Annotated in this window: 27 protein-coding genes, 2 tRNA genes and 1 pseudogene; 13 read left to right on the plus strand and 17 right to left on the minus strand. The window is 73.4% G+C overall.

Annotated elements, in window-relative coordinates; genetic code table 11:
• The first annotated feature begins 27 nt into the window (after nt 1–27).
• A complete protein-coding gene (locus tag CP969_RS32390; RefSeq protein WP_016823637.1) occupies nt 28–387 on the plus strand; it encodes an MmcQ/YjbR family DNA-binding protein in 360 nt (119 codons plus the stop codon).
• A 123-nt stretch (nt 388–510) separates the two neighbouring features.
• On the opposite strand, the gene CP969_RS32395 is transcribed toward CP969_RS32390, so the two are convergent.
• Both CP969_RS32395 and CP969_RS32400 read right to left on the minus strand, forming a co-directional pair.
• Nucleotides 511–1,434, minus strand: a complete 924-nt coding sequence (locus tag CP969_RS32395) for a transketolase family protein (RefSeq protein WP_004980203.1) — start codon at nt 1,432–1,434, stop codon at nt 511–513.
• An 88-nt stretch (nt 1,435–1,522) separates the two neighbouring features.
• A complete protein-coding gene (locus CP969_RS32400; RefSeq protein ID WP_016823636.1) occupies nt 1,523–2,230 on the minus strand; it encodes a thiamine pyrophosphate-dependent enzyme in 708 nt (235 codons plus the stop codon).
• A 165-nt stretch (nt 2,231–2,395) separates the two neighbouring features.
• On the opposite strand from CP969_RS32400, the gene CP969_RS32405 reads away from it, so the two are divergent.
• From CP969_RS32405 to CP969_RS32425, 5 genes are all read left to right on the plus strand, one after another.
• Nucleotides 2,396–2,469 (plus strand) — tRNA-Pro (locus tag CP969_RS32405).
• 220 nt (nt 2,470–2,689) lie between these two features.
• The gene (locus CP969_RS32410; protein ID WP_208868411.1) at nt 2,690–3,964 is read left to right on the plus strand and encodes an ABC transporter substrate-binding protein; all 1,275 of its coding nucleotides are present in this window, start codon (nt 2,690–2,692) and stop codon (nt 3,962–3,964) included.
• A gap of 61 nt (nt 3,965–4,025) precedes the next feature.
• Entirely contained in the window at nt 4,026–4,985 is a 960-nt protein-coding gene (locus CP969_RS32415; protein WP_004980197.1) for a carbohydrate ABC transporter permease, read from the plus strand.
• Nucleotides 4,985–5,818 carry a carbohydrate ABC transporter permease gene (locus CP969_RS32420; protein WP_004980195.1) on the plus strand — a complete coding sequence of 278 codons (834 nt, stop codon included), beginning with the start codon at nt 4,985–4,987 and terminating at the stop codon, nt 5,816–5,818. Before CP969_RS32415 ends, CP969_RS32420 begins: the two co-directional genes overlap by 1 nt.
• A gap of 67 nt (nt 5,819–5,885) precedes the next feature.
• Nucleotides 5,886–7,070 carry an ABC transporter ATP-binding protein gene (locus tag CP969_RS32425; RefSeq protein ID WP_004980192.1) on the plus strand — a complete coding sequence of 395 codons (1,185 nt, stop codon included), beginning with the start codon at nt 5,886–5,888 and terminating at the stop codon, nt 7,068–7,070.
• A 39-nt stretch (nt 7,071–7,109) separates the two neighbouring features.
• Here CP969_RS32425 and CP969_RS32430 read toward each other — a convergent pair whose 3' ends face one another.
• The 7 genes from CP969_RS32430 to CP969_RS32460 all read right to left on the minus strand — a co-directional run bounded on the left by CP969_RS32430 (nt 7,110) and on the right by CP969_RS32460 (nt 12,824).
• Entirely contained in the window at nt 7,110–7,637 is a 528-nt protein-coding gene (locus CP969_RS32430; RefSeq protein ID WP_004980189.1) for an NUDIX hydrolase family protein, read from the minus strand.
• A gap of 84 nt (nt 7,638–7,721) precedes the next feature.
• The gene (locus CP969_RS32435) at nt 7,722–8,861 is read right to left on the minus strand and encodes an amidohydrolase family protein (RefSeq protein ID WP_016823634.1); all 1,140 of its coding nucleotides are present in this window, start codon (nt 8,859–8,861) and stop codon (nt 7,722–7,724) included.
• A gap of 1 nt (nt 8,862) precedes the next feature.
• Nucleotides 8,863–10,266: a glutamine synthetase family protein gene (locus CP969_RS32440; RefSeq protein WP_016823633.1), complete on the minus strand. Its 1,404-nt coding sequence runs from the start codon at nt 10,264–10,266 to the stop codon at nt 8,863–8,865.
• 40 nt (nt 10,267–10,306) lie between these two features.
• Nucleotides 10,307–11,119 (minus strand): SAM-dependent methyltransferase, encoded by an 813-nt coding sequence (locus CP969_RS32445; RefSeq protein ID WP_004980183.1) that lies wholly within the window; start codon nt 11,117–11,119, stop codon nt 10,307–10,309.
• A 137-nt stretch (nt 11,120–11,256) separates the two neighbouring features.
• Nucleotides 11,257–11,910, minus strand: coding sequence for an HhH-GDP family DNA glycosylase (locus tag CP969_RS32450; protein ID WP_004980181.1), 654 nt, complete (start codon nt 11,908–11,910; stop codon nt 11,257–11,259).
• A gap of 2 nt (nt 11,911–11,912) precedes the next feature.
• Nucleotides 11,913–12,245: a DUF3140 domain-containing protein gene (locus tag CP969_RS32455; RefSeq protein WP_004980171.1), complete on the minus strand. Its 333-nt coding sequence runs from the start codon at nt 12,243–12,245 to the stop codon at nt 11,913–11,915.
• A gap of 96 nt (nt 12,246–12,341) precedes the next feature.
• Nucleotides 12,342–12,824, minus strand: coding sequence for a Dps family protein (locus CP969_RS32460; RefSeq protein ID WP_004980170.1), 483 nt, complete (start codon nt 12,822–12,824; stop codon nt 12,342–12,344).
• Between the two features lie 452 nt (nt 12,825–13,276).
• Between CP969_RS32460 and CP969_RS32465 the strand changes: the two genes are divergently transcribed.
• Both CP969_RS32465 and CP969_RS32470 read left to right on the plus strand, forming a co-directional pair.
• Nucleotides 13,277–14,464, plus strand: coding sequence for a thiolase family protein (locus CP969_RS32465; protein ID WP_016823631.1), 1,188 nt, complete (start codon nt 13,277–13,279; stop codon nt 14,462–14,464).
• Nucleotides 14,465–14,550: 86 nt separating this feature from the next.
• Complete coding sequence (locus CP969_RS32470) at nt 14,551–15,324, plus strand: sulfite exporter TauE/SafE family protein (RefSeq protein ID WP_026084696.1); 774 nt, start codon at nt 14,551–14,553, stop codon at nt 15,322–15,324.
• A 36-nt stretch (nt 15,325–15,360) separates the two neighbouring features.
• On the opposite strand, the gene CP969_RS32475 is transcribed toward CP969_RS32470, so the two are convergent.
• Nucleotides 15,361–16,788, minus strand: a complete 1,428-nt coding sequence (locus CP969_RS32475; RefSeq protein WP_016823629.1) for a diacylglycerol/lipid kinase family protein — start codon at nt 16,786–16,788, stop codon at nt 15,361–15,363.
• A gap of 126 nt (nt 16,789–16,914) precedes the next feature.
• On the opposite strand from CP969_RS32475, the gene CP969_RS32480 reads away from it, so the two are divergent.
• On the plus strand, nt 16,915–17,664 hold the full coding sequence (locus tag CP969_RS32480) for a cobalt-precorrin-6A reductase (protein ID WP_039830786.1): 750 nt from the start codon (nt 16,915–16,917) through the stop codon (nt 17,662–17,664).
• 70 nt (nt 17,665–17,734) lie between these two features.
• Here CP969_RS32480 and cobF read toward each other — a convergent pair whose 3' ends face one another.
• A complete protein-coding gene (gene cobF, locus CP969_RS32485; RefSeq protein ID WP_004980158.1) occupies nt 17,735–18,526 on the minus strand; it encodes a precorrin-6A synthase (deacetylating) in 792 nt (263 codons plus the stop codon).
• A 98-nt stretch (nt 18,527–18,624) separates the two neighbouring features.
• A complete protein-coding gene (locus tag CP969_RS32490; RefSeq protein ID WP_004980155.1) occupies nt 18,625–19,161 on the minus strand; it encodes a DUF309 domain-containing protein in 537 nt (178 codons plus the stop codon).
• 99 nt (nt 19,162–19,260) lie between these two features.
• On the opposite strand from CP969_RS32490, the gene CP969_RS32495 reads away from it, so the two are divergent.
• Nucleotides 19,261–19,334: transfer RNA gene (locus tag CP969_RS32495), tRNA-Pro, on the plus strand.
• A 110-nt stretch (nt 19,335–19,444) separates the two neighbouring features.
• On the opposite strand, the gene CP969_RS32500 is transcribed toward CP969_RS32495, so the two are convergent.
• Complete coding sequence (locus tag CP969_RS32500) at nt 19,445–19,744, minus strand: hypothetical protein (RefSeq protein WP_026084695.1); 300 nt, start codon at nt 19,742–19,744, stop codon at nt 19,445–19,447.
• A 56-nt stretch (nt 19,745–19,800) separates the two neighbouring features.
• A complete protein-coding gene (locus CP969_RS32505; protein WP_016823625.1) occupies nt 19,801–20,220 on the minus strand; it encodes a hypothetical protein in 420 nt (139 codons plus the stop codon).
• Between the two features lie 84 nt (nt 20,221–20,304).
• On the opposite strand from CP969_RS32505, the gene CP969_RS32510 reads away from it, so the two are divergent.
• On the plus strand, nt 20,305–20,610 hold the full coding sequence (locus CP969_RS32510; protein WP_016823624.1) for a hypothetical protein: 306 nt from the start codon (nt 20,305–20,307) through the stop codon (nt 20,608–20,610).
• A 119-nt stretch (nt 20,611–20,729) separates the two neighbouring features.
• Here CP969_RS32510 and CP969_RS32515 read toward each other — a convergent pair.
• Nucleotides 20,730–21,118, minus strand: a pseudogene (locus CP969_RS32515) (MFS transporter); the annotation flags it as partial.
• A 151-nt stretch (nt 21,119–21,269) separates the two neighbouring features.
• A complete protein-coding gene (locus CP969_RS32520) occupies nt 21,270–23,132 on the minus strand; it encodes a DUF262 domain-containing protein (RefSeq protein WP_016823621.1) in 1,863 nt (620 codons plus the stop codon).
• A gap of 411 nt (nt 23,133–23,543) precedes the next feature.
• Here CP969_RS32520 and CP969_RS32525 point away from each other — a divergent pair, with 411 nt between their 5' ends.
• Both CP969_RS32525 and CP969_RS32530 read left to right on the plus strand, forming a co-directional pair.
• Nucleotides 23,544–24,527, plus strand: coding sequence for an aldo/keto reductase (locus CP969_RS32525; RefSeq protein WP_016823620.1), 984 nt, complete (start codon nt 23,544–23,546; stop codon nt 24,525–24,527).
• Between the two features lie 77 nt (nt 24,528–24,604).
• Nucleotides 24,605–25,411 (plus strand): DUF427 domain-containing protein, encoded by an 807-nt coding sequence (locus CP969_RS32530; RefSeq protein ID WP_016823619.1) that lies wholly within the window; start codon nt 24,605–24,607, stop codon nt 25,409–25,411.
• Here the strand turns inward: CP969_RS32530 and CP969_RS32535 are convergent.
• On the minus strand, nt 25,401–26,186 hold the full coding sequence (locus CP969_RS32535; protein ID WP_004980148.1) for a GntR family transcriptional regulator: 786 nt from the start codon (nt 26,184–26,186) through the stop codon (nt 25,401–25,403). The genes CP969_RS32530 and CP969_RS32535 overlap by 11 nt on opposite strands.
• Between the last annotated feature and the right edge of the window lie 46 nt (nt 26,187–26,232).

Below are 26,232 nucleotides of genomic sequence, written 5' to 3' on the forward strand. Positions count from 1 at the left end.
TCAGTGGCGGCCGCTACGGTCTCTGCCATGCTCGAAGCCGAGGACGTACGACGGATAGCCCTCTCCCTGCCGGACACGACGGAGAAGATCGCCTGGAGCATGCCCACGTTCCGGGTCGGGGGGAAGATGTTCGCCACCCTGCCCGAGGACGAGACCTCCGTCGCGGTGCGCTGCCCGAAGGAGGAGCGCGACGAACTGGCCCTCGCCGAGCCGGACAAGTTCTGGATCGCCGACCACGAGGCGCAGTTCGCCTGGGTGCGGGTCCGTCTCGCCGGCCTCGAGGACGAGGCCGAACTGCGCGACATCCTCGCCGACTCCTGGCGTCAGGCGGCCTCGCCGCGCCTGCTGGAGGCGCACCCCCGCCTGGGCCTGCCGCCCGCGGACTGAGAGGTCCGGGGCTGAGAGGTCCGGGGCGTGGCCGGTGCCCCGTGGCATCGCCCGGGGCCGTGAGGGGCAGCCGGGGCCGGAGAGGGACTCCGACCGCCACGGCGGGGCCGCCGCCCGTCCGTCTCACACCCCGGCCGGCACCGTCCCGCCCGCGCGCAGGAACCCCCCGATGCGCTCCCGCAGCGACCGCGCGTCGAGGCCGTGCGCGGTGAGGTGCTCCTCGACGCGCCCGTACCGCCGCAGCTCGGCCCGGCCCACGCCCAGCCCCAGCACCCGGTGCGGCAGGTCGGCGAGCGCGTCGTTCGCCGCCGCCGTCGAGGTCCCCGCCAGATACGGCTCGACGAGCACGACGTCCGTCCCGGCCGTCCCGGCGGCGCGGCGCAGGGCGGCCGCGTCGAACGGGCGGACGGTGGTGGCGTACAGGACGGTGACGTCGAGGCCCTCCGTGGCGTGCAGCACCGCGTCCAGCAGCGGCCCGACGGCGACCACGACACCAAAGCGGCCCTCGCGGACGGTGCGGAAGCGTTCGCCGTCCACGGGTAGTCCCTGCGCGTTGGACTGCACGGACAGCCGCACGTACACCTTGTCGTCGCCGGCCGCCACCGCCCGCCGCAGCAGCGCCTCGGCCTCGTCCGGGTGCCCCGGCACGTGCACGGTCCAGCCGTCCAGGGTGTCCAGCAGGGCCACGTCGCCCGGCGCCATGTGGGTGTACCCGCCGGCCGGCCAGTCGAAGGAGGCGGCGGCACTCACCAGTACCGCGCCCGCGCCCTGGTGCCCGAGGTCCAGTTTGACCTGCTCGAAGGGCCGCTCGACGAGGAAGCTCGCGAAGGTGTGCACGACGGGCCGCAGCCCGGTCAGCGCCATTCCCGCGGCCGCCCCGACCAGGAGTTGCTCCCGGATACCGACATTGACCACCCGGTCCGGGTGGCGGCGCAGTGCCTCGGCGAAGCCGTCCGCGCCGATCTCGGCGAGGACGACCGCGACCCGCGGATCCTCGTCGAGCAGCCGGGTGAGGACGGGGGCGAAACGATCGCGCATGGTGTCCACGGAAGTCGTTCCTTTCCGGAGGTCCGTACGAGGACGGAGGGGAGCGAGGGAGGTGAAGGGAGCGGGGGAGGTGAGGGGAGCGGGGGGATCACGCGTTCTTCGGCTCGACCCGGGCGACGACCGCGTGCGGCCGGTCCGGGTGCGGTGCGGTGAACGCGGCGTACAGCTCCTCGTGGTCCCGGCCGTCGACCGTGAGCACGGACCAGCCCGCCGCCTCGAAGCGGGCGGCGATCCCGCCGGGACGGGCATGGCTGGCGGAGGAGTTGTCGACGACCACGGTGTGCAGCCGTGCCAGACCGGCGGGCCCGGCGAAGGCGATCGCCTCGTGGTTGCTGCCCTCGTCCAGCTCGGCGTCCCCGATCAGCGTCCACACCCGCGGCTCGTCCAGCCCCTGCGCGCGCAGCCCCAGTGCCGTGCCGACGGCGATCGGCAGCCCGTGCCCCAGCGATCCGCTGCCGATCTCGGCCCCCGGCACCAGGAGGCGGTCGGGGTGGTGGCCGAGGGGCGAGTCGTAGGAGCCGAAACCCGGCAGCCAGTCCACGGGCAGGAACCCCTTGGCGGCCAGCACGGCGTAGTACGCCATCGGCCCGTGCCCCTTCGACAGCAGGAACCGGTCGCGTTCCGGGTCCTCCATCCGCTCCGGGCTCACCCGCAGCACCCGGTCGTAGAGGACCCACAGCACGTCCAGCGTGGAGGTCGCGGCCGGACCGTGCTTCTCGTCGCCCGTCATCAGGGCCATCAGGGCCGGCAGATCCGTGTACCCGTACGTACGGGCGTGCTCTTCGGTGATCGTCATACGGCGATCGTGCAACCTCAATCAAACTTCAGGTCAAGCCCTCGGTGATCCACCCGGCCGAGGGTCCGGTAGGGGGCCGGTAAAGGAGTGCGCGATCACCGCCTCGAGTGCGGTATGGTTTCCGTGCGCGTTCGGCCGGGGGAATCCCCAGGTCAGGCGGGCGAACGGGACGTGGCGCAGCTTGGTAGCGCACTTGACTGGGGGTCAAGGGGTCGCAGGTTCAAATCCTGTCGTCCCGACTTGTGAAACAGCAGGTCAGAGGTCGTGTCGGGGCAACCCGAGGCGGCCTCTTCGTCGTTTCCGCGGACCGGCCGTGAGCTCGCCGGACGGGTCCGCCGCGGGCGATTCGCCCCTGGATGTCCTTGATATCGACCTATGTGCTGTTTAGCGTTCGCCGGGTAAGTGCCGTCGCGGGGTCCGATACCCGTGCCGCCATCCCGGAAGCGAGGTGTGGAGCGCGTGTGGAGACGCCCCGAAGGGGCGCGACGGACGCGGGCACTGGTCGCACTGACCCTGCTGGCCTCCGCGCTCGCCGCATGCGGCGGTGACGGGGGCGGCGGCCGTCCCACCCTCGACTGGTACAACTTCCCCGACGACTCCGGTGCCCTGCAGAAGGCCGCCGACCGCTGCACCGAGGCGTCCGGCGGCCGCTACCGCATCAGCTACCGGAAACTCCCCCGGGGCGCGGACGGCCAGCGCCAGCAACTGGTGCGCAGGCTCGCCGCCGAGGACGCGTCCATGGACATCCTGGGCCTGGACGTCACCTGGACCGCCGAGTTCGCCGAGGCCCGCTGGATCCGGGAGTGGACCGGCGAGGCGAAGCGGCGGGCCACCGAGGGCACCCTGCGCGTCCCGCTGCAGACCGCCACCTGGAAGGGCAGGCTCTACGCCGTCCCGTACAACACCAACACCCAGCTGCTGTGGTACCGGAAGGACCTGGTGCCCACCCCGCCGAAGACCTGGTCCGAGATGCTGGACGTCTCCCGTGACCTCGCCCGGCGCGGCGAACCGCACTACGTGGAGATCCAGGGCGCCCAGTACGAGGGCCTGACCGTCTGGTTCAACACCCTGGTCAACAGCGCGGGCGGCTCCATCCTCAACCCGAGCGCCACCGGGCCCTCCCTCGGCCCGCCGGCCGTGCGGGCCGCCTCGATCATGCGCGAACTCGCGAACTCCCCGGCCGCCGACCCCTCCCTGCCCAACCAGATGGAGGACCAGAACCGCCTCGCCATGGAGTCGGGGACGGCCGCCTTCGAGCTGAACTACCCGTTCGTCTATCCGTCGATGAAGGCGAACAACCCGCGGCTGTTCGAGAGCTTCCACTGGGCGCCCTACCCCCGCGTCGACGCCGACCGCCCGGCCCGGCCCACCATCGGCGGGATCGACCTCGCCGTCAGCGCCCACTCCCGCCACCCCGACCTGGCCTTCGAGGCGGCCCTGTGCCTGCGCGACCGGGAGAACCAGCTCACCGCCGCGCTCGAGGGCGGACTGCCGCCCACCCTGCGCGCCCTGTACGACGAGCCGGCGTTCATGAAGGCGTACCCCTTCTCCCAGGAGGTGCTGGCCGCTCTGGAGTCGGCGAGCGTGCGTCCGCTCACCCCCGCCTACCAGAACGTGTCGATCGTCATCGCCCACACGCTGTCCCCGCCGTCCGCGATCCGGCCGGAGAAGGCGGTCGACACCATCGGGGAACAGATCGGCGACGCCCTGCGATCCGAAGGTGTGATCCCGTGAACCACCACCTCCCGCAGCACCCCGCCGGCCCGCGGGCGGCCTCCTGCCCGGGCGGCCCGCGATGAGCACGGCGGCGGGCCCGGCCGACACCCGGCCGCCCGGCGGGGCGGGACCCGGACGGAGGGCGAAGGGCCGGGCGGCCCTCTCCGCCGGCGCCCGGCAGGAGCGGCGCCTGGGCTGGCTGCTGTGCGCACCGGCCGTCCTCGTCATGGTCGCCGTGACCGCCTACCCCATCGGCTACGCGGTCTACCTCTCCCTCCAGCGCTACGACCTGCGCTTCCCGGCGCGGGCGGAGTTCGTGGGCCTGAGCAACTACGGGGCGGTGCTGTCCTCCCCGTACTGGTGGGACGCCTTCTGGGTCACGCTGTTCCTCACCGTCGTGTCCGTCGCCATCGAACTCGTCCTCGGCATGGGACTCGCCCTGGTGATGCACCGCACGCTCTTCTGGCGCGGCACGGTCCGCACCGCCGTCCTCATCCCCTACGGCATCGTCACCGTCGTCGCCGCCTTCTCCTGGCAGTACGCCTGGACCCCCGAACTCGGCTACCTCGCCGAACTGCTGCCCAGCGGGGAAGCCCCGCTCACCGAGCAGTGGCCCGCGCTGTGGCTGATCGTCCTCGCCGAGGTGTGGAAGACCACCCCGTTCATGGCGCTCCTGCTGCTCGCCGGCCTCGCCCTGGTCCCCGAGGAGACCCTGAAGGCGGCCATGGTGGACGGGGCGACGGCCTGGCAGCGCTTCACCAAGGTCGTGCTGCCGCTGATGAAGCCGGCCATCCTGGTGGCGCTGCTCTTCCGCACGCTGGACGCGTTCCGGATCTTCGACAACATCTACGTCCTGACCGCGGGCGCCCACGGCACCGGCTCCCTGTCCATCCTCGGCTACAACAACCTGTTCACCGCGCTGAACCTGGGCATCGGGTCGGCGATCTCGGTCCTGATCTTCCTCTGCGTCGGGATCATCGCCTTCACCTTCGTCAAGCTGTTCGGCGCCGCCGCACCGGGCGCGGAGGTGGGGCGCTGATGTCCGCCGCGGGCAGGACGCACGCGACCCGGTGGGGGGTCGTGAACGTCGTGGTGGTGCTGTACGCCCTGTTCCCGGTGTGGTGGATCGCCGCACTGTCGTTCAAGGACCCCGGCACCCTCACCGACGGCGACTACATCCCCCGCAAGTGGACCTGGGAGAACTACCGGGGCATCTTCGAGACCTCCGAGTTCACCCGGGCGCTGGTCAACTCGATCGGCATCGCCCTGATCGCCACCACGATCGCGGTGGCCCTCGGCACCATGGCCGCCTACGCCGTCGCCCGGCTGCGGTTCCCCGGCAAACAGGTCCTCATCGGCATGTCGCTGCTGATCGCCATGTTCCCGCCGATCTCCCTGGTATCCCCGCTGTTCGACATCGAGCGGAGCATCGGCATCTTCGACACCTGGCTCGGGCTGATCATCCCGTACATGACCTTCTCGCTGCCGCTGGCGATCTACACCCTGTCGGCGTTCTTCCGGGAGATCCCCTGGGACCTGGAGAAGGCCGCCAAGGTGGACGGGGCCACCCCCGCACAGGCCTTCCGGATGGTCATCGTGCCGCTCGCCGCGCCGGGCGTGTTCACCACCGCCATCCTCGTGTTCATCTTCTGCTGGAACGACTTCCTGTTCGCGATCTCGCTGACGTCCACCGAGTCCGCGCGGACGGTGCCCGCCGCCATCGCGTTCTTCACCGGCAGCTCGCAGTTCCAGCAGCCCACCGGGTCGATCGCCGCCGCCGCCGTGGTGATCACCGTCCCGATCGTCGTCTTCGTCCTGCTCTTCCAGCGGCGGATCGTCGCCGGACTCACCTCCGGGGCGGTCAAGGGATGACCGGGCCGCACCGAGCCGTCCCGCACCACCCCGGGCCCGGCGGGCCCGAAGGCAAGGAGGCACCACCATGGCCGAGATCGTCCTCGAGGCAGTCACCAAGCGTTTTCCCGACGGGTCCGTCGCCGTGAAGGACGTGGACCTCGCCATCGCCGACGGCGAGTTCGTGATCCTGGTCGGCCCGTCCGGATGCGGCAAGTCCACCACCCTGAACATGATCGCCGGACTCGAGGACATCACCGAGGGCACCCTGCGCATCGACGACCGGGTCGTCAACGACCTCGCGCCCAAGGAGCGCGACATCGCCATGGTGTTCCAGAGCTACGCCCTGTACCCGCACATGAGCGTGCGGGAGAACATGGGGTTCCCGCTGCGGCTGGCGAAGGTGGACAAGGCCACCGTCGACCGCAAGGTCGAGGAGGCCGCCCGGGTGCTCGACCTGACCGGCTTCCTGGACCGCAAGCCCGCCCACCTCTCGGGCGGCCAGCGCCAGCGGGTGGCCATGGGGCGGGCCATCGTCCGCGACCCCAAGGCGTTCCTGATGGACGAGCCGCTGTCCAACCTGGACGCCAAGCTCCGGGTACAGATGCGCACCCAGATCTCCCGGCTGCAACGCAGCCTGGGCACCACCACCGTGTACGTCACCCACGACCAGGTCGAGGCGATGACCCTCGGCGACCGGGTCGTGGTGATGCGGCAGGGCGTGATCCAGCAGGTCGGCACCCCCACCGAGCTCTACGACATGCCGCGCAACCTGTTCGTCGCGGGCTTCATCGGCTCCCCGGCGATGAACTTCGTCAACGCCTCCCTGTCCGGCGGCCTGCTGCGCACCCCGCTGGGGGACCTGCCGCTCGACGACCGCATGCGCAGGGCACTGGAACGGCGGGACGCGCCCCGCGAGGTCATCCTCGGGCTGCGGCCGGAGGCCTTCGAGGACGCGAGCCTGGCGCGCGGGACGGGCGGCCCCGTCGTCACAGCCACCGTGGACGTGCTGGAGTCGCTGGGCTCGGACGCGTACGTCTACTTCGGCGCGGAGGGCGGGCCGGCGACGAGCGCCGAACTGGAGGAGCTCGCCACGGACTCCGGCCGGCGCGACACCGGCGCCGCCGCGCAGATCGTGGCCCGGCTGGACGCCGCCACCCGCGCCCGCGAGGGCGCGCCCGTGGAACTCCGGGTCGACCTGGGCAAGGCCCACGTCTTCGATCCGTCGACCGGCGTGAACCTCACCCGCCCGGACGGCACGGCCGGCCCCTGACCCCGCGGTCCGGGGCCCCGCGCAGGGGGCGCCCCGCGGTCAGACCGCGCAGCCCGCGTGCGCCAGGGCCTGCTTCAGCAGCACCCCGTGCCCGCCCGGCATCTCGCTCTGCACCGCCTGCGACACGGCCTCCTGAGGGCTGAACCACACCAGGTCGAGGGCGTCCTGCCGGGGCCGGCAGTCACCCGTCACCGGCACGATGTAGGCCAGCGACACCGCGTGCTGACGGGGGTCGTGGAAGGGCGTGATGCCCTGGGTGGGGAAGTACTCCGCGACCGTGAACGGCTGGAGCGACGCCGGGACGCGGGGCAGCGCCACCGGGCCGAGGTCCTTCTCCAGATGACGCAGCAGGGCGTCGCGGACGCGTTCGTGGTGCAGCACCCGGCCGGAGACCAGGGTCCGGCTGACCGTTCCGTCGGGCCCGATGCGCAGCAGCAGGCCGACGCTGGTGACTTCGCCGCTGTCGTCCACGCGCACGGGGACGGCCTCGACGTACAGGATCGGCATGTGGGCGCGTGCCATCTCCAGCTCGTCGGAGGACAGCCAACCGGGCGTGGTCTCGGTCATGTCAGACATTGCTTGATCATACTTTCAGCGGTCCGCTCGTGGGGGGCATCCGCTCCGCGACGTCTGTGACCGGCCCCACGCCGTTCAGTCGCCGTCCGGAGCGTCGCCGGGCAGTCCGTAGACCCGGCGGGCGTTGTCCCGCCCCGCCCAGGCGGCGAAGCGCAGGGCGTCCGGCAGGGCCAGTTCATCGGCGTCCACCCGGTCCTGCAACAGCTCCGCCAGCCCCCGCCGGAAGGCCAGCGCGCCCAGGTGGTGGAACTCGGCCACGCCGCAGGCGTCCGAGCTGTACAGCAGCTTGCGGAACGGGGTGATCTCCAGCGCCTCGGCCAGCACCGCACCGGCGCGGGCGGGGCCGACGTGGTGCAGGGTGAGCCCGACGTCGAGGTGCACCCGCTCGAACACGGCCGCGAGGTAGGCGGCCCGGCGCTGGTAGGGCCAGCAGTGCAGCAGCAGGACCGGGACCGTGCCGGCGGTCAGGCGCAGCCAGTCCGTCAGGAGCGCGGGGTCCGCGCGGTGCAGCCGGAGGTCGCCGTCGCCGAACCCGGTGTGCAGCTGGAGCGGCAGCCCGAGGTCCACGGCGGTCCACAGCAGGTGCCGCACGAGCACGGGCTCGGCCAGCCGGCCGCCGTGCGCGAGCCAGCGGGCGGCGGCCCCGGTGACCTCGGCCGCGGTGGGGCGGTGCGGGTCCAGGTCGAAACCGGTGCGGTAGGCCGCCACCGACTTCACGGCCACCACCCCCGGCCGCCGCACGGCCGCCAGCGCGGCCGTGCGGAACGCCTCGGCGTAGCCGTCCGGCTCGACGCCCGCGGCCGCCACCGACTCCGCGACGCCCTCCAGCCGTACGACCTCGTACACCGCGGCGTCCTCCACCGGCAGGGCGGCCGGGCCGGGCGGGTAGCCCGTGTCCACGCAGAACACCCCGGTGCCGGAGGCGGCCAGGAAACGCCGGGTCGCCTCCGGCCCGCCGAGCGCGGCCCGCCGGGCCAGGTAGTCCTCGGCCGGCGCGTGCCGCGGCAGGTCCAGCAGGGGAGCGCAGTGGCGGCGCACCGCCACGCCGACGGGGCTGTCGAAGGGGGAGACGCCGGGCCACACGTCCCCCTCGGTCAGCAGGGACTCGAACCCCGCGCGGTCCAGATCGGCGGTGACGACGCGGTGGCAGTGGTGGTCCACGAGCGGCAGCGCGTCCAGCGCCTCGCGGACCGGCCCCTCCGTGGCCCCGGCCATGTCAGTACTTCCACCGGTACGCCGCCGCCACCTGCTCGTCGTCCAGCCCGGCGACGGCCGCGATCTCCCCCTGCCGCACGGCGATCACCGCGTCGGCCAGGACCGGGCCCAGCACCGCGCGCAGCAGCCCGTCCGCGCGGAACTCCCCGACGGCCTGCTCCAGCGAGGTCGGCAGCCGCCGCACGCCCGCGGCCGCCGCCTCCCGCTCGCCGAACCGCGCCGGGTCCCCGGTGGTCTCCTCGGGCAGGGCGGCCGACGCGGCCAGCCCGTCGACCCCGGCGGCGATCACGCCGGCGAGCGCGAGGTAGGGGTTGGCGGCGAGGTCGACCGGTTTCACCTCCAGGTTCGCCGCCCGGTCGCGCAGCCCCCTCGTACCGGTGACCACCCGCAGCGCGGTCTCCCGGGTCTCGCGGCCCCAGGCGGTGAAGACCCCGGCCCACTGGGAGGGCCTGAGCCGCAGGTAACTGGCCGGGGACGGGGCGGTCAGCGCCGTCAGGGCGGGCAGGCGGGCGAGAACGCCGGCGACGAACGACTCGGCGCCGGCCGTCATGCCGTACCGGCCCTCGCCCCCGGAGTGCAGGTTGGCCCCGTCGCGCCAGGCGGAGAGGTGGAGGTGGCCGCCGTTGCCCACGCCCCGGGCGAGGACGGCCGGCGCGAAGGACACCCGCAGCCCGTGCCGCCGCGCCACCGCGCGGATCGTCTGCCGCACCAGCACACTGCGGTCGGCCGCCGCCACCGGGTCGAGGGCGCCCACCGAGATCTCGAACTGCCCCGGCGCGTACTCGGGATGGACCTGTTCGACGTCCACGCCCTGCGCCGCGCACACCGCCAGCAGCTCGGCGGCGCAGTCGCCGAGCTCCACCTGCCGGACGGCCCCGTACGCCGGGCCGGTGGCCGCCGGGACGAACGCGCCGTCCGGGGCGTCGTCCCGGCCCGCCGTCCACTCGATCTCGACGGCCGCCCGGAACGTGAGGCCGTGCTCCTCGGCCGCCCCGGCGACGACGCGGCGCAGCAGGGTGCGGGTGCAGCCGGGGTGCGGCTCGCCCTCCTGGGTGAGCCGGTCGACCGGAGCCCACGCCCAGCCGGGCTGCCCGGCCAGCACGACCAGGTGGTCCAGGTCCGGGTACAGACGGAGGTCGCCGTCGGGGGAGCCGAGGACGTCGGTGCGGACGATCGCGTCGTTCGCCAGGAAGGTGTCGAACACCGGTGACATGCCGACACCCCAGGCCACCGCCGCCGGGAGGCGGGCCGTCGGCACCGTCTTCACCCGGCCGATGCCCGCCGTGTCGACGTAGGACAGCACGACGCCGTGCACACCCCGGCCGGCCAGCTCACCGCTGAGCGCGGTGGCCGCCTCGACCTCACCGGGACGTCCACCGGGCACGGGATCGGCCAGGGTGGTCATGCGTCCTCCTCGAGGGAACCGGCCGGATCGGCGGGTCCCGTCAGGGTTTCACGGCCACCGCGCCGTACTGGGGCACCACGGCGGCGGAACCGGACGTGGCGTGCCACTGCGAGCACGACACCAGGCCGGGCTCGACCGGCTCCAGCCCCTCGAAGAACGCGGCGATGTCCGCGGCGCCGCGCGCCGTGATCGGGGGAGTGGCGTTCTCGTTCCAGAACTTCATGGCGGGAACCTGGTCCTCGCCGCCGACCTCGGGATCGAAGGTGGGGTGCGTGAGGACGAGGAAGCTCCCGGAGGGCACCGCGGCCATGACGCGGCGCACGATGGAGCGGGCCTTGCCGGTGTCGAGGACGAAGTTGAGGATGCCCAGCATCATCACCGCGACGGGCCGGGTGAGGTCCAGTGTCCCGGCGGCCCGCTCGAGGATGGCGTCCGGGTCGTGCACGTCGGCGTCGATGTAGTCGGTGGCGCCGTCGCGGGTGCCGGTCAGCAGGGTGCGGGCGTGCGCCAGCACGATCGGGTCGTTGTCGACGTACACGATCCGCGCGTCGGGCGCGATCCGCTGGGCGATCTGGTGGGTGTTGTCGGCGGTCGGCAGCCCGGTGCCGATGTCGAGGAACTGCCGCACACCGCGCTCGCCGGCCAGGTACGTCACCGCCCGGCCCAAGAACTCCCGGTCCGCCCGGGCGATGTCCCGGATGACCGGGATGATCGAGGCGACGTGGTCGCCGACCCGCTGGTCGACCTCGTAGTTGTCCTTGCCGCCGATCCAGTAGTTCCACACGCGCGCGTTGTGCGCCACACCGGTGTTGGGCCTCGCCGAGCCGCTCGGCGGGGTGTGGCTCTCACTCACGGTCTCTCCCTCTCCCTTGCCGGTACGGCCGCGGCCGGCCGTCGCGGTCATTGTGCCGCGCGGTGATCACGTTGTCCCGGGAACGAGGGGACCGGGGAGGGACGAGGGGAAGCGGGGGGCGGCCCGCCCGGGGCCGGTCAGGAACCGGCCCGGTCCAGGGCGTCCTCGGCCACCTTCTCGTCGACGGCCGCGCGCACCAACGCGGCCGCGAGGACGGCCGGTTCGGTCCGCCCCGCGAGGCCGGTCAGCCGGTTTGGATCCTGCGGCAGCTCCAGCCGCCGCGCGCCCTGGAGCGCCTTGGCGTCCAGGTAGGGGGCGGTCCCGGGCCAGACGCGCTGGACCTCGCGCAGGAAGATGTCGGCGCCGGCCGGGCCCACACCGGGGAACACCTGGAGCAGACGGCGCAGTTCGGGGACCTCGCCGCCCGCCTCCTCGCGCAGCCCGCGCAGGTCGCCGCCCCAGCGTTCGATCAACAACTCCGCTTCTTCGCCCAGTTGGGTCGCGGTGCGCTCGTCGTAGCGCCGGTAGCCGCCCCGGCCGAGGGCGTCCACCCGTTCCTGCCAGTCGGCAGCGGCCATGCGGCGGGGATCGCGCAGCCCCGCCTCGTGCAGGGCACGGGCGGTGGCCACGGCGATCGACCCGCGGATCCGGGCACTGAGCAGATGGGCCAGCACCAGCAGCCGGTACAGCGGCTGCGGGGTGTCCCTCAGCCGGATGCCCGCCTCTTCCGCGTACGTCCGGCCGTGGGCGTCGACGAGCGCGCGCACCACCCGCTCGTCACGGCCGGCCACGGCTACGCCTTGAGCGGGTCGTGGCCGAGCGTCATCAGCCGGTGCCGGAGACCGGTGTCCTCGGCGGCGGGCTCGTTCTCCAGGTCCGCCTGCGCGGTGACGGTGTCCACGACCTCCTGCATCACGCGCAGGTCGTCCTCGGTGAGGTCGGTGCGCCGCTTCTGCAGGATGGCGAGGACGTGCTGCCCGGTGCCGGTGCCCGCCTGGTCCGGCAGCGGTTCCACCTCCTCGTCGGCGTCGCGCACCCGCAGCCAGGCCGCGAGTTCCGCCGAGGTCATGTTCACCACGCGGTGGAAGTCCTCCCACAGCGCGTCCTGTTCGAGGGCGTCGCTCATGTTGTGCCCCTTACGTGCGTGCTCCGGCCGGGCGCGGGTCCGCGGAGGGACGCGGACGCCGCCGCGCCGGCCCGTTCCGTGCCGGTGCGGCGGCGGTCAGGACTCGCCGGGGAAGTTCGCCGCCTCGAACATCCACCGCTGCTTCTCCAGCTCCGCGGTGATCGAGATCAGCAGGTCCTGGGTGACCGGGTCGGCCTTCTCGGTGGCGTCGATGCGCTCGCGCAGCCGCGTGATCGCCGCCCCGAGCGCCTCCGCCAGCACCTGCACGGCCTCCGAGTCGCGCAGCCAGCCCTCCTTCGGGGCCGGCAGGGAGAAGACCTTGGCGATGGTCTCCGGGCGGCCGTCCGGAGACACGCCGAGCGCCGCGGCCCGCTCCGCCACCGTGTCGGCCTGGGCGCGCGAGGCGGAGACCACCTCGTCCAGGTGGAGGTGGATCGAACGGAAACGCGGGCCCACGACGTTCCAGTGCGCCTGCTTCCCGATCAGCGACAGCCCGAGCAGGTCCACCAGGGTGTCCTGGAGGGCCTCGCAGGAAACCCGGCGGGCCTCGTCGGACAGGGTGCTCCTCACAACGGTCATGGGATGCTGCTCCTCCTCGGTGCGTCCGTGGTCGTACGGGAGCGGTGCCCCGCCCGGAGGGAGGGCGACCCGGGGTCCTCCCCACGCGGTCGGAGCCCTCACTCCGGGCGGTGTTCCGCCACCACTCCCTGAACGCGCGGGTGCCCCCGCCCTCTGCCCGCAAACCCGGCCCGGCCGCCGCCGGGAACGTCTCGGCCTGCGAGAACGCCGTCCGGCAGGCGCGTCGGAGCGTCGGACGCCGTCGCCCTGCAGGTCTCGTGGAACGCCTCGTACCGGGCGCCGGGGCGGGGGCGCCCGCGGACGCCGGGCACGGGATCTCCGGGCGGAGCCGGTGCGGTCCCGGGGATCTTCCCAGGGAGCCGGTCGGCGGTCTATAGTCCAAAACTAGCGGTGCTAACCACGTAAGTCGCCGGTCACGGCACAGCCCCCGGCATCCGGTCAGGAGTCCCCTCGTGCGTCCCGTCCACTTCGCGGCCGCCCGCCGCACCCCCCTCGGCAAGCTGCGCGGAGCCCTCTCCCCGGTCCGGCCCGACGACCTCGCCGCCACCGTGATCCGGGGTCTGGTCGCCGACGTGCCCGCCCTGGACCCGGCCCGCGTGGACGACGTCTACTGGGGCGCCGCCAACCAGGCCGGCGAGGACAACCGCAACGTCGCCCGCATGGCCGCGCTGCTCGCCGGGCTCCCCGAGTCCGTCCCCGGCGCCACGGTCAACCGGCTGTGCGCCTCGGGACTGGAGGCCGTCACCACCGCCGCCCGCACCATCGCGGCCGGTGAGGCCGACATCGTGATCGCGGGCGGCTCCGAGTCGATGAGCCGCGCCCCCTTCGTGCTGCCCCGCCCCGACGAGGCCCTCCCGCACCGCGTCGAGACCGCCGACACCCGGCTCGGCTGGCGGCTGGTCAACCCCGCGATGAAGGACCTCCACGGCCTGCTGTCCATGGGGGAGACGGCGGAGGAGGTCGCCGCCCGGTACGGCATCCCGCGCGAACGCCAGGACGAGTTCGCCCTGCGCAGCCACCGACGGGCCGCCGAGGCGCGCCGCAGCGGCCACTTCGACGACGAACTCCTGCCGGTGAGCCGCCCGGACGGAGTCGTCGTCGACGCCGACGAATGCATCCGCGAGGACACCTCCCTGGAGAAGCTGGCCCGGCTGAAGCCGGTCTTCCGCGAGGGCGGCTCGGTCACCGCGGGCAACGCCTCCCCGATGAACGACGGCGCGGCCGGACTGATCCTCGTCAGCGAGGAGGCCCTGAACGAGCTGGGCCTGGAGTCGCTCGGCCGCTACGTCGCCGGCGCCTCCGCGGGCGTCCACCCGGACGTCATGGGCATCGGTCCGGTCCCCGCCACGCGCAAGGCGCTGGCCCGCGCCGACTGGACCGTCGGCGACCTCCAGGAGGCCGAGTTCAACGAGGCCTTCGCGGCCCAGGCCCTGGCCTGCGTGGACCGGCTCGGCATCGATCCCGACCTGGTCAACCCGAGCGGCGGCGCGATCGCCCTGGGCCACCCGCTGGGCTGCTCCGGCGCCCGCATCCTCACCACCCTGCTGCACCGCATGCGGCGCACCGGCGCGGAGCGCGGGCTGGCGACGATGTGCGTGGGCGTGGGGCAGGGGAGCGCGGTGCTGGTCGAGAGGCACTGACCGGGAGACGCGACCAGGACGACGGGTGCCACCAGGCGAGACGGTCCTTACGGGCCCGGTTGCCTGCACATACCATCGGTCCCCGCATGAACACCATGACCCTCTGGGACCTCAACGCCTGGGAATTCGCCGCGCTCGCCTTCGCGGCCCTGCTCGTCGGCTTCTCCAAGACCGCCGTCAGCGGGGCCAACACGGTCAGCCTCGCCATCTTCGCCGCGGTACTGCCCGCCCGCGCCTCCACCGGCGTCCTGCTGCCGATCCTGATCGCCGGCGACCTCCTCGCCGTCCTCACCTACCGCCGGCACGCCCACTGGCCCACGCTGTGGCGGCTGTTCCCGGCGGTCGCGGCGGGCGTGGTCGTCGGCACGGTGTTCCTGATGTGGGCGGACGACGGGGCCGTACGGACGTCGATCGGCGCGATCCTGCTGCTGATGGCCGGGGTCACGGTGTGGCGGCGGCGGAAGGCCGGGGCGGAGGGGGAACCGGACGCGGTCACCACCCGCGCGGGCCGGGCCAAGGCGCGCTCCTACGGCGTCCTCGGCGGCTTCACCACCATGGTCGCCAACGCGGGCGGACCGGTGATGTCGCTGTACCTGCTCTCCGCGGGCTTCCGGAAGATGGGCTTCCTGGGGACCTCCGCCTTCTTCTTCCTGATCGTCAACACGTCCAAGCTGCCGTTCAGCGCCGGGCTCGGCCTGATCGACGCCCGGTCGCTGCTGCTCGACGCGGCACTCGTGCTGTTCGTGGTGCCCGGCGCGCTCCTCGGCAGATGGGCCGTGGACCGGATCGACCAGCGGCTCTTCGAGCAACTGGTCATCGCCGCGACGGTGGTGGGCGGCCTGCAACTGCTGGTGCGCTGAGCCGCGCGGCCGGTGGGGGACGGCCGACGGGACCGGTCAGGAGGGCGGGGCCGAGGCGCCCGATCCGCTCGGCTCGTGCCGGCCGGCCGGTCCGTGCGGGCGGGACGGCGGACCGCCCGGGTGCCGCAGTCGGGCGGGCGCGGCCGTACGGCCGACCGTCGCCGCCAGCTTGCGCAGCCGCCGCCAGTCCAGCCGCGGCGGAGCCTTGGTGACGCCGGGCCGCCTGCGCGGGACGCGGACCCGGAGCACGCCCGGCGCGATCCGGCAGCGGACGGGCGCCGGCAGCACCATGGCCTCCCCGTCGACCCCGGCCTCGATCTCCGCGCGGTCCGCCTCGATGACGACCTCGGGAGCGGTCAGCAGGGTGAGCCCGCTCGGCTCGGGGTTCAGCAGCAGCGCGGCGGCGTCCACGGCGCCCTCCAGCCGCACGCCGAGGACGCCGAGCACACCGGAGTCGAGCCGTTCACGCCGGCCGAGTCCGAGGGGGTCGCCGGTGTGGTACGGGTTGTTGCTGATCAGCACGGCCTGCGGAGCGGTGATCGTGGTGTCCCCCGCGCGGGCGACCAGCCGGGGCCCCTGCTGGCCGGTGAGCAGGTCCGGCAGCATCTCCAGGCTGGTGCCGAGCTTGTCGTCGCGGTAGGCGGGGCTCTGCACGATCGCCGCGTACGCGCCGAAGGAGGCGTTGTTCACGAACGGCTGGTCCCCCGCGAAGCCGAGGTCGACGCGGAGCTCGACGCCGTCCGTCAGCGCGTCGAGGCAGGCGGCCGGGTCGCCGCGGTCGAGGCCGAGGTCCAGGGCGAAGTGGTTGCGCGTCCCGGCGCTGATGACCAGGAACGGGACGTCGTACTCGGCGGCCACGGCCGCGACCAGTGCCTGGGTGCCGTCGCCGCCCGCGGCGCCCAGCAGATCCGCGCCGTCCGCGACGGCGGCCCGGGCCAGCGCGGTGACGTCGTGCCGCTTCTCCGGGTCGAGCAGGACGACCCGCGCCCCCATGCGTTCCGCCTTCTCCCGCAGCCGGAACCGGCCCACCTTGCCGCCGCCCGACCGGGGATTCATGATCAGCACCGGCCGCCGGGGCGGCGGCAGCCGCCGCTCCCGGACGGGGGCCGGCTCGCCGCCCGCCCCCCGCAGCGCGAACCGGCCGCACCACACCGCCAGGCCCCACAGGGCCAGGGACACCAGCAGCGCCCAGAACAGGGTCGCGGCGAACAGGGTGATCACGGCTACGGGCACGCACACGGCGACCAGCGCGGCCCCCCACCGCAGCGGGCCCCGCAGCGTCAGCGTCCACCACACGGCGGACGCGCTGAGCCCCAGCCCCAGGACCCCGCAGGCCAGCAGCAGCAGGCCGCGCAGCCCGCCGTAGACGAGGGGGGCCGCCACCGCGAGCGCGGCGGCGGCCAACGCCCCCCGCGCCGCCCACCGCTGGGCGCGGTAACGCCGCCCGCTCAAGTCCACGGCCATGATTCCTCCAGTCGACGGCGTCATCGTAGGACGTGTGCGGACCGGTGCGCGGCCGGAAGGCGGTGCGGGGCGCCGGCGGCCGGGGCGGCGCCGGACGCGGTGTCCGGCCCCCGTACCCTCGGCGCCATGTCCCCGCACATCCTGGTCCTCGGCGGCACCACCGAGGCACGCGAACTGGCCACCGAGCTGACCGCCCGTCCGGGGACCCGGGTGACCACCTCGCTCGCCGGACGCGTGGCACGGCCGGGAGCCGTCGCGGGCGAGGTGCGCGTCGGCGGTTTCGGCGGCGCGGAAGGACTGGCCCGCTGGCTGCGCGAGCAGCGCGTGGACGCCGTGGTCGACGCGACGCACCCCTTCGCGCGGACCATGACGGCGCACGCGGCACGGGCCGCGGCCACGACCGGAGTGCCCCTGGTGGTCCTGCGCCGGCCGGGCTGGCACCCGGGCCCGCGCGACGACTGGCACCCGGTGCCCTCGCTGCACGCGGCGGCCGACCTGCTGCCCCGGTTCGGACACCGGGTCCTGCTCACCACGGGCCGCCTGGGCCTGGCGGCCTTCGCCCACCTGACAAAAACGCGTTTCGTCGTCCGGTCGGTGGAGCCGCCCGAACCGCCCCTGCCGCCGCACACGCACGTCCTGCTGGACCGGGGCCCCTACACCGTGGCCGGTGAGACGGCGATCCTGCGCGAGCACCGCATCGACGTGCTGGTGACGAAGGACAGCGGCGCGGCGGCGACGTCCGCCAAGCTCACCGCGGCCCGCGACCTCGGGCTGCCGGTCGTGGTGGTCCGGCGCCCGCCCCTCCCGGACGGGGTGGCCACGGTCCCCGACGCGGCGGCGGCCCTGCACTGGCTGAACGCCCTCGACCGGACGTGACCGGCCGTGACCGGCGGACCCGCCGCGACCACGCCCGGACGGGCCCGCGCACGCCCGGACCGCGTACCGCCTACTGCTCGGGCGTCCGGCGCCGCAGCAGATACGTGTCCATGATCCAGCCCTTGCGCTCACGGGCCTCGGCGCGCAGCCGCTCGATCCGGGGCGCGGCCTCGGCCAGCGGCCCGGAGACGAGGATCTCGTCCGGGGTGCCGATGTAGGCGCCCCAGTAGATGTCGAGGTCCTCGGCGCCCTCGCCGTCCTGGCCGGCGTACCGCCGGAAGGCCTGGTGGGCGTCCAGCATCACCACCACGTCGTCCACGCCCTCGGGGAAGCCCTCGGCGAGCCGCCGGCCCGTGGTGATCTGGACCGGGCGGCCGACGCGGTTGAGCCCCGTCCGGTGCCGGGCGACCAGCGCCGAGACGCTGCTGATGCCCGGCACGACGTCGTACGCGAAGGCGACGGCCCCGCGCCGCAGGACCTCCTCGAGGACCGCGAGCGTGCTGTCGTACAGCGCCGGGTCCCCCCACACCAGGAACGCGCCGGTCCCGTCCTCGCCGAGCTCCTCGGCGATCAGCCGCTCGTAGACGTCCGCCCGGGCGCTGCGCCAGTCCCCGACGGCGGGGGAGTAGGCCGCACCGCCGGCCGAACGGTCCCGCTCCGGGTCGCGCGCCTCGACGACCCGGTACGTCCCCTCCGGCACGTGCGCGTCGAGCATGTCCCGGCGGAGCCGGGTGAGGTCGGCCTTCACCTCGCCCTTGTCGAGGAGGAAGAACACCTCCGTGTCCCGCAGCGCCTTGACCGCCTGCAGGGTCAGCTGATCGGGGTCGCCCGCGCCGATGCCGATGACATGAATCCTTCGCACGCCCCGAGTCTGCCGCACGGCCCCGGCCCCGCCCGCACCGCACCCCGGTCCGGGACCCGTCCGGAGCCGGGACCCGTCGGGAGCCGGAGCCCGCTCTCCTACGCGGCCCCGCGCAGCCGGGGTGCCCGCGCCGCCGCGTCCACGGGGGCGCCGCCGTCCCGTTCCACCTCCGCGGCCAGCTCCCGGGCCCAGGCGACGACGCCGTCGAGGTCGATCCCGTGCGGTCGCCGTTCGCCCCCGGCCCCCGCCGCCCACTCCTGAGCCGCACCGGCCCCGCGCCGCAGCAGCCGGGCCCCGCCCGTGGCGTTCCCGCGCGCGGCATGGGTGAGCCCCACGGCGAGCTGGGCCAGCCCCCGCCACAGCTCGCGCTCCTCCTGCGGCCCCGTCTTCCAGGCGTCCTCGAACACCTCGTGCGCGTGGAACGGCCTGCCCTCGTCCAGCAGCCGCTGCGCCTCGACGACGCTCTCCTCCGGACGCCGGACGACCCCCTCGGGCTGCCGGGGCACCCCCTGCGCGCCGTACGGCAGGGGCCGTCCCAACCCGTCCCGCGGCCGGGCGTTGCGCGCCCGCCCCTCGCCGTCACGGTCCCGCGCGACGGCCGTCCGGCCCGGTGATGTCCTGTCCGTGCTGCCCATACGCCGATTGTCCCCCGCCCGCCCTCGCTTCGGCACGGGGCGCGGTGTGGGGTAAAGTGCTGTTCGCGCGATCACGCGGTCCACCGCACGTGAGCGCACCGGGACGTGGCGCAGCTTGGTAGCGCACTTGACTGGGGGTCAAGGGGTCGCAGGTTCAAATCCTGTCGTCCCGACTTATGAGAGTCGCAGGTCAGGGCCGGTTTCGGAGACATCCGAAACCGGCCCTCGACCGTTCTCGCGGATGACATCGCGACGAGTCGCGAGGCAGTCGGCGCCCGTCCGGTCAGGGAAGACGCCGTACGTGGGCGTCCGTCTCGGGGCTGCGTGGACCGAGGGCCAGATGGTCCGCAGCCGAGGAGAAGGCCACCGTCCGCGCCCAGGCGTCGAGCGGCCGGTCCCCGGTGTCCGCCTGGACCTGCGCGCCGTCGGCGCTGGCGATCACCACCCCGGTGCGGACGCTGCGCAGGTCGCGCAGGTACCAGGTGTCCGCGTCCGACCCGGGCGCGAACGCCCGGAGGAGACAGGTGCCGGCCGTTGCCGCGCAGAGCCTCGTCGACGGTCGTCGGTCCTCTTCCGCCCTCACCCCGCCGGTAGGGCGACACGAAGGCGCCCGCGGGTGCCGTCTCGACGCCTGGTCCGTCACTGTGTGCGGGCGGCCCGCGCCTCGCGCTCGTCGGCGATTCGGTCCAGTTCGCGCATCGCCTCGGCGTGGGCGCTCATCCTCATGCTGACGCTGCCGCTGGTGAACAAGGCCACTCCGGCCACGGACACCGGCACGGACAGCCCCAGTACGGCCACGGCCTCCGGCCAGTCCCGCTCGTTCTGGCAGTAGTCGCCCCGGGCCGGGCCGTCGTTGGCCGTGCCGTGCTCCGTCAGCAGCCGCGACTCGCATTCCACGGGGTACTTGTCGTCGGGCTTGCGGTCCACCTCGTACGGGGTGAGGAGCAGCAGCGCGCACCAGGTCCACAGCAGCCCGGCCACGGCCAGCAGGCCGATGCCCCAGGCCCGGGTCCGACCGGCCCGGTCACGGAAGTCGAGATCGTACTCGGGTGATCGCATGACAGGCGAATCTACCAACGGCTTCCGTTGCCCCGGCCGGAACGCCCTTTCAAGGAAACCCTTTTGGTCTTTCCTGCCGGAGCAGTGGATTCAGGCAGACAGCAGGCGGCCGAGCCGGCCCCCTGGGAGGGGAGCCTGTACCTGTACGACGGCGGCAGTGAGCCGGACGAGAGCGTGGCCGGGTCCACCAAGATGCCGCTCGACCCCGGCCGGATACTGCCGGTGCTCGACCATGGGCCGGCCTCCGTGACCGAGTTGCGCCGCGCCCTGCGGGGAGCGCGGTGGAGTGCGCACCTGGACGACCTCGACGTCCCGTGGGACGAGGACGACGGCTCCTCCCTCCCCGGCGTGCACGATGCGGACCCTGCAACCAGGCCGGGTGGCTTCTGAGGACCCCGGCCCCGTGCACTTCGGCCGGTCTGCCGGCGAAGGGCCGGCGTTCTCCGGAGTGTTGTCCAGGGCTGCGCGCGCCCGTACGGCAGTCCGGGCGCGCGCAGCCCTGCCCGGGGTCACCCGAGTGTTTCCTCCGTCACCGCGGCGGGCACGGAGATCCACCAGGCGGTGCACCCGGCGGCGGCGAGCCCGGCGACGGCCAAGAGGCTACTGGCGAGGAACGGGTCGGTGCCGCCCAGGGCGGGAGCGAAGCCGATGCCGACGTAGAGCGTGACACCGGCGGAACCTCCCAGTTGGTCGGCGGCCCGCTGGACGCCGGAGGCGATGCCGGCGTCGTCCTCGGTCACCCCGGTCGTCGCGATGTACTGCAGTCCGACGATCCCGAACCCCATCCCGGCGGAGACGAGCATCATGGCCGGGATCATCGCCGGATGGCGGCCCCGAGGGAGGAGACCAGGGCGATGGCTGCCATCGCCAGTACGGTGAAGCCGATGCCGGACGTCGCTCCGCCGCGGATCCGTCGGCCCGCCACGGCACCGTATCCGCCTCTCCGCACGACCTCCGAGTCCTCAAGGCTGCGAGCAGCCTGCGGCCGCGTCCGATCAAGGAAGGCGATGAGCGGCCGGCACCGCGCGGCTCCCGGACCGACCCGTTCGTCAGGCGCCGCCCGCAGGCTGCCCCAGCTGTGCCGCCCCCTCCGTCCGCTCCGCCGCCTGTACCGCTGCCCCCGGGCGTTGACCCGGGATGCGGTCGTCCACCGCCGGTTTGCCCATGGCGGTGGAGATCTGTTCCAGCAGGACCGCCTGCCGGGCGGCGAAGAACGCGTCGAAGTCATCCGTGCGCATGAGGTCGGGGTCCACGAGGTGCGTGCGGATGCGCTGGGCCACGCCTTCCGGGCTGGTCTGCGCGGTCTTGGTCAGACGTTGCAGGTACTCGGACGGTGCCGTGCCGCTGATGATCCGGTTGGTGCGGGCAGTCAGCGGGGTCTTGTTGACGATGGAGTTGTAGACGCTTCGTTCGTAGCCGTGCTTCTGGCACCAGGACTGCGGGAAGATGTGGTGGATGTCCACCGCCTCATCAAAGTAGGCGGTGACCTCCGCCTTTTCGCCGGTGCGCCAGTCCACGGCCCCCGCCTTGAGCAGCAGTGCGTAGATGCCCTTGTAGGCCGCACTCTGACGGGTACGCAGGGTCAAGAGGCGGCTGGCGGCGAACTGTGCTGCCGTGACCGTACGCGGTTCCGTCGGCGAGCCGTGGATCCAGTCGACGACATCCGGCAGGTCGAGGTTGAACCTCGTCTCCGTGGTGCCGCCGTACAGCTCGCCGAAGACCCCGCACCAGTACCAGCGGGCCAATTTCTCCTGGGCACCCGCGCTCTCCGCGTCCTTGCCGGCGAAGGCGAAGATTGCGGCGAGCGGGATGAGTTGGGTGCCGTACGGCAGGAAACGCGTGTCGAAGACGAACTGCTGACGGAGGAACTTGGCCGCGGCCTTGAAGCCGTTGACGACGTCGGGTGCGTAGCGCCGGTAGTCCTCAAGACTCAGCGCGAGCATGTCCTTGCGCTTGCACCCGATGCGCGGCAGGCGTTCCTCGTCCGTGCCGGCCTCCTGTTCGCGCCGACGCCGGGCGGCGGTGGCGCGGAGGGTAACCGCCTGGAGGAAGTCGGTGTTCGAGACGTCGCGCAGAATGGCGTATTCGGGGGTCTGCCAGGCGGCGCGGCACTCCTCCCAATGGTGGCGGAGGTCGAACTCGTCCGCGGCGTACGTCGCCGTGAGCAGTTCGAAGACGGTAAGGGTGACGCCGCCGGTGTTCACCTTCTCGAAGACTTGGCAGACGGCCTGACGCGGGGTGTTCTTGCCGAGTTCGATGACAGGGAAGTGATAGAGGTCGAACGACCGGACGAAACCGTCCCGGAAGCGGTACCAGAGCTCCATCGCGTCCGAGGCGTAGCCCCAGTGGCGTGCGTAGCCGTCGCCCCAGGAGTTGTCGAAGACGCAACGCAGGGGGAACAGGCGATGCCGGTACTCCAGCTCGGAGGTCGAGTAGTCCTCCAGCACCTCGCTGCGGAAGTTGACCACCTGGCGGGAGGCGGGGATGAAGCGGATGGCGTCCTCGCGGTCCTCGTTCTCGTCGAGCGCCCTCACCATGTCGACGTAGAACCAGCCCACCGCCCGGCGCTTGCGCTCGTCCTGCGTCACCACCGGCCTGTCCATGGCGAGGGACTGGAACAACGACGTCAGCCGCTGCTGGCCGTCGAGGACGAGGGACTCCGGTTGCGCCTGCCCGTCCGGTGTCGCGCCCTCGATCGGCCGGTACTTGAACCGGACGTCGCCACCGCCCTTGAGTAACATCATCGTGCCGACTGGGTAGTTGAGGGACACCGAGGCGAGCAGACTCGCGATGTTCGGCCAGGGCCAGACCCAACCGCGCTGGAACTCGGGCAACTGGATCTTCCCCGCCTCCACCTGGCGCAGCAGGTCTTGCAGGGGCCGCTTGTCAATACTGAACGTCTCGGTTGCCACATCTCCTCCTTGCACAGCACAACGCGTTCGGCCGGACCCGGTCACCGGTTCTGAGCGAGTGCGGGGCTCATGCGCCGACCGGGCATCGGGAAGGCGGGCCACGGCTTCCATCGCCGGTCGGGACGGTCCGCGGACCGTGAGCGGAGGCCGTGACCACTGTTCGCCTGCGGGCGGACGACACCCGCGCGTTGACCGGACACACGGGACTCTCCGTCCTCGCCCACTCCCTTCGTGTTCCCACCCCTTCACTGACCAGGCTTCTCGGGAGCGCGGCCGCCTTCATGGTGTCCGGGTACGCATGGCCGTGCTTGGTTTACCCGTCGCCCCTACCCTTGACTTGGAGCGCCCTTCAAGCTGAAGACTCCCTCCCCGTGCCCCGGTCGGCGGGGTGCGGGACACGAGGGAGCGGCCATGAAGTACCGCACGATCGGCACCGATCCGCGCACCCGGCGCGAGGTGAGCGTGCTCGCGCTCGGCGCGATGCTGTTCGGGTCGGTGACCGACGAGAAGACCTCCTTCGCCGTGCTCGACCGCTACGTCGAGGCCGGCGGCACCTTCATCGACACGTCCGACAACTACGCCTTCTGGACCGACGGAGGCCAGGGCGGGCAGAGCGAGGAACTGCTCGGCCGCTGGCGGCGCAGCCGCGGGATCGGCGACGAGGTCGTGATCGCGACCAAGCTCGGCGCCCGCCCGCTCGCCCCCGGCACGAGCTGCACCGACAACCCCGAGGGCCTGTCGGCGAAGGTGATCCGGGAGTCGGCGGAGCGCAGCCGGGAGCGGCTCGGGACGGAGCGGCTGGACCTGCTGTACGCGCACATCGACGACCACACCGTCCCCCAGCGCGAGACGGTCGAGGGCTTCGCGGCCCTGGTCGCCGAGGGCACGGTGGGGCTGCTCGGCGCCAGCAACCAGGCCGTGTGGCGGGTGGAGCGGGCCCGCTCCCTCGCGGCGGCGGCCGGGCTGCCCGGCTACGAGGTGCTCCAGTACCAGCACAGCTGTCTGCGTCCCCGCACCGACGTGCCGGAGGACCTCTTCCCCGACGGCAGCCTCGGCCACGCCGGCGCCGAGACGGCCGCTTACCTGCGGGCCGAACCCGGACTGACCCTGGTGGCCTACTCGCCGCTGCTGAAGGGCGCGTACACCCGCCCCGAGCGGCTGCCCCGCGACTACGACCACCCGGGCACCCCGGCCCGCCTGGCCGTGCTGCGGGAGGTCGCCCGGGAGACCGGGGCGACGGCCGGCCAGGTGGTGCTGGCCTGGCAGCTCGGCCACGAGCTGCCGGTCGTCCCGCTGACCGGGGTGTCCTCGGTGGCCCAGTTGGAGGAGAACCTGGCGGCGGTGGACCTGGAGCTGACGGCGGGGCAGCGGGCCCGGCTGGACGGGGCGCACTGAGACATCCGCGTCCGTCGGTGGGACCGTGGGAGGGGGCCCGGACATCCGGAGCCGGACACCCGGAGGGAGCGCCGGCCATGACCACCCATCCCGCCGCCCGCGCCATGCGGGCGACCCCCGAAGGCCTGCTGTGGGAGCCCAGCGAGCGCTGGGTGCGCGCTACCGCGGGCGGCGTCACCGTCGTCGACAGCCGCCACCCGCTCCTCGTCTGGGAGCCCCGGCTGCCCGTCCCGCAGTACGCCTTCCCCCGCGAGGAGGTGCGCACGGACCTCCTCCGCCCCGCGCGGAACCCGCTCACGGGCCGGCACACCGGCTCGACGGTCTTCTACGACCTCGAGGCCGGCGGTGAGGTGCGCCCGGACGCGGCCTGGACGTTCCCCGCGGACGACCTGGCCGGCCACATCGCCTTCGAGTGGTTCCCGCGCACCGGCACGGGACTCGACCGCTGGTACGAGGAAGAGGAGGAGATCTTCGTCCATCCCCGCGACCCGCACACCCGGGTGGACGCCGTGCCGAGCAGCCGCCACGTCCGGGTCGAGATCGAGGGCACGGTCGTCGCCGACACCCGGTCCCCGGTGCTGCTGTTCGAGACCTCCCTGCCGACCCGCTACTACCTCCCGCGCCAGGACGTCCGCCTGGACCTCTTCGAGACCACGGACCACAGCACCCGCTGCCCGTACAAGGGCACGGCCGACCAGTACTGGTCCTGGCGCGGCGGGGGCGCCGTACCGCCGGACCTCGTGTGGAGCTACCCCGACCCGCTGCCCGCCGTGGCCGCGATCAGGGGCCGGCTCGCCTTCTTCAACGAGGCGGTCGACCTCACCGTGGACGGTGAGCGGCTTCCGCGCCCGGTCACGTCCTTCAGCGCGAGCCTCAGGACCTGACCAGCAGCTGGAAGTCGAACGCGTACCGGGACGCGCGGTAGATGTGCCGTCCGAACTCCACCGGCCGCCCCGTGTCGTCGTAGGCCGTGCGCTCCATGGTGAGCAGGGCGGCGCCCTCCTCCTCGTCCAGGCGGACGGCCTCCTCCGCCGTGGCCGAGCGGGCGCCGACGGTCTGGCGGGCGCTGTGCAGGACGATGCCCGTCGCACGCATCATGCGGTACAGGCCGGTCGACTCCAGGCGGGCGCCGTCCAGGTCGAGCAGGCCGCACGGGAGGTAGTTGCACAGCAGGGCGACCGGCTGGCCGTGGGTGCCGCGCAGGCGCTCCAGGAGGACCACCTCGCCGCCCTCGGCCACCCCCAGGGCGGCCGCCACGTCGGCGGGCGCCGGGACCGTCTCGTTGCGGACCACCCGGGTGCTCGGACCCTGTCCGGCCGCCTCCAGGTCGTCGTAGAGGCTGCTCAGCTCCAGGGGGCGCTTGACCTGGCTGTGCACCACCTGGGTGCCCACCCCGCGCCGCCGGACCAGGAGGCCCTTGTCGACGAGGGACTGGATGGCCTGGCGGACGGTGGGGCGGGACAGACCGAGGCGTACGGAGAGGTCGACCTCGTTGCCCAGGAGGCTGCCGGGGGTGAGGACGCCGTGCTCGATCGCCGCCTCCAGCTGCTGGGCGAGCTGGTGGTACAGCGGCACCGGACTGCCCCGGTCCAGGGTGAAGTCCAGTGAGTCGAGCGCGGGTCCGGACACGGCGCGTGCGGGGTCACCGGTCTTCGCCATGGACGTACCTCTCTGATGCGGGGGAGGGGAGGGGGGCCGCGGAGGC

It is taken from the genome of Streptomyces viridosporus T7A, assembly GCF_008704515.1.
In the GTDB taxonomy this organism is placed as follows: domain Bacteria; phylum Actinomycetota; class Actinomycetes; order Streptomycetales; family Streptomycetaceae; genus Streptomyces; species Streptomyces viridosporus.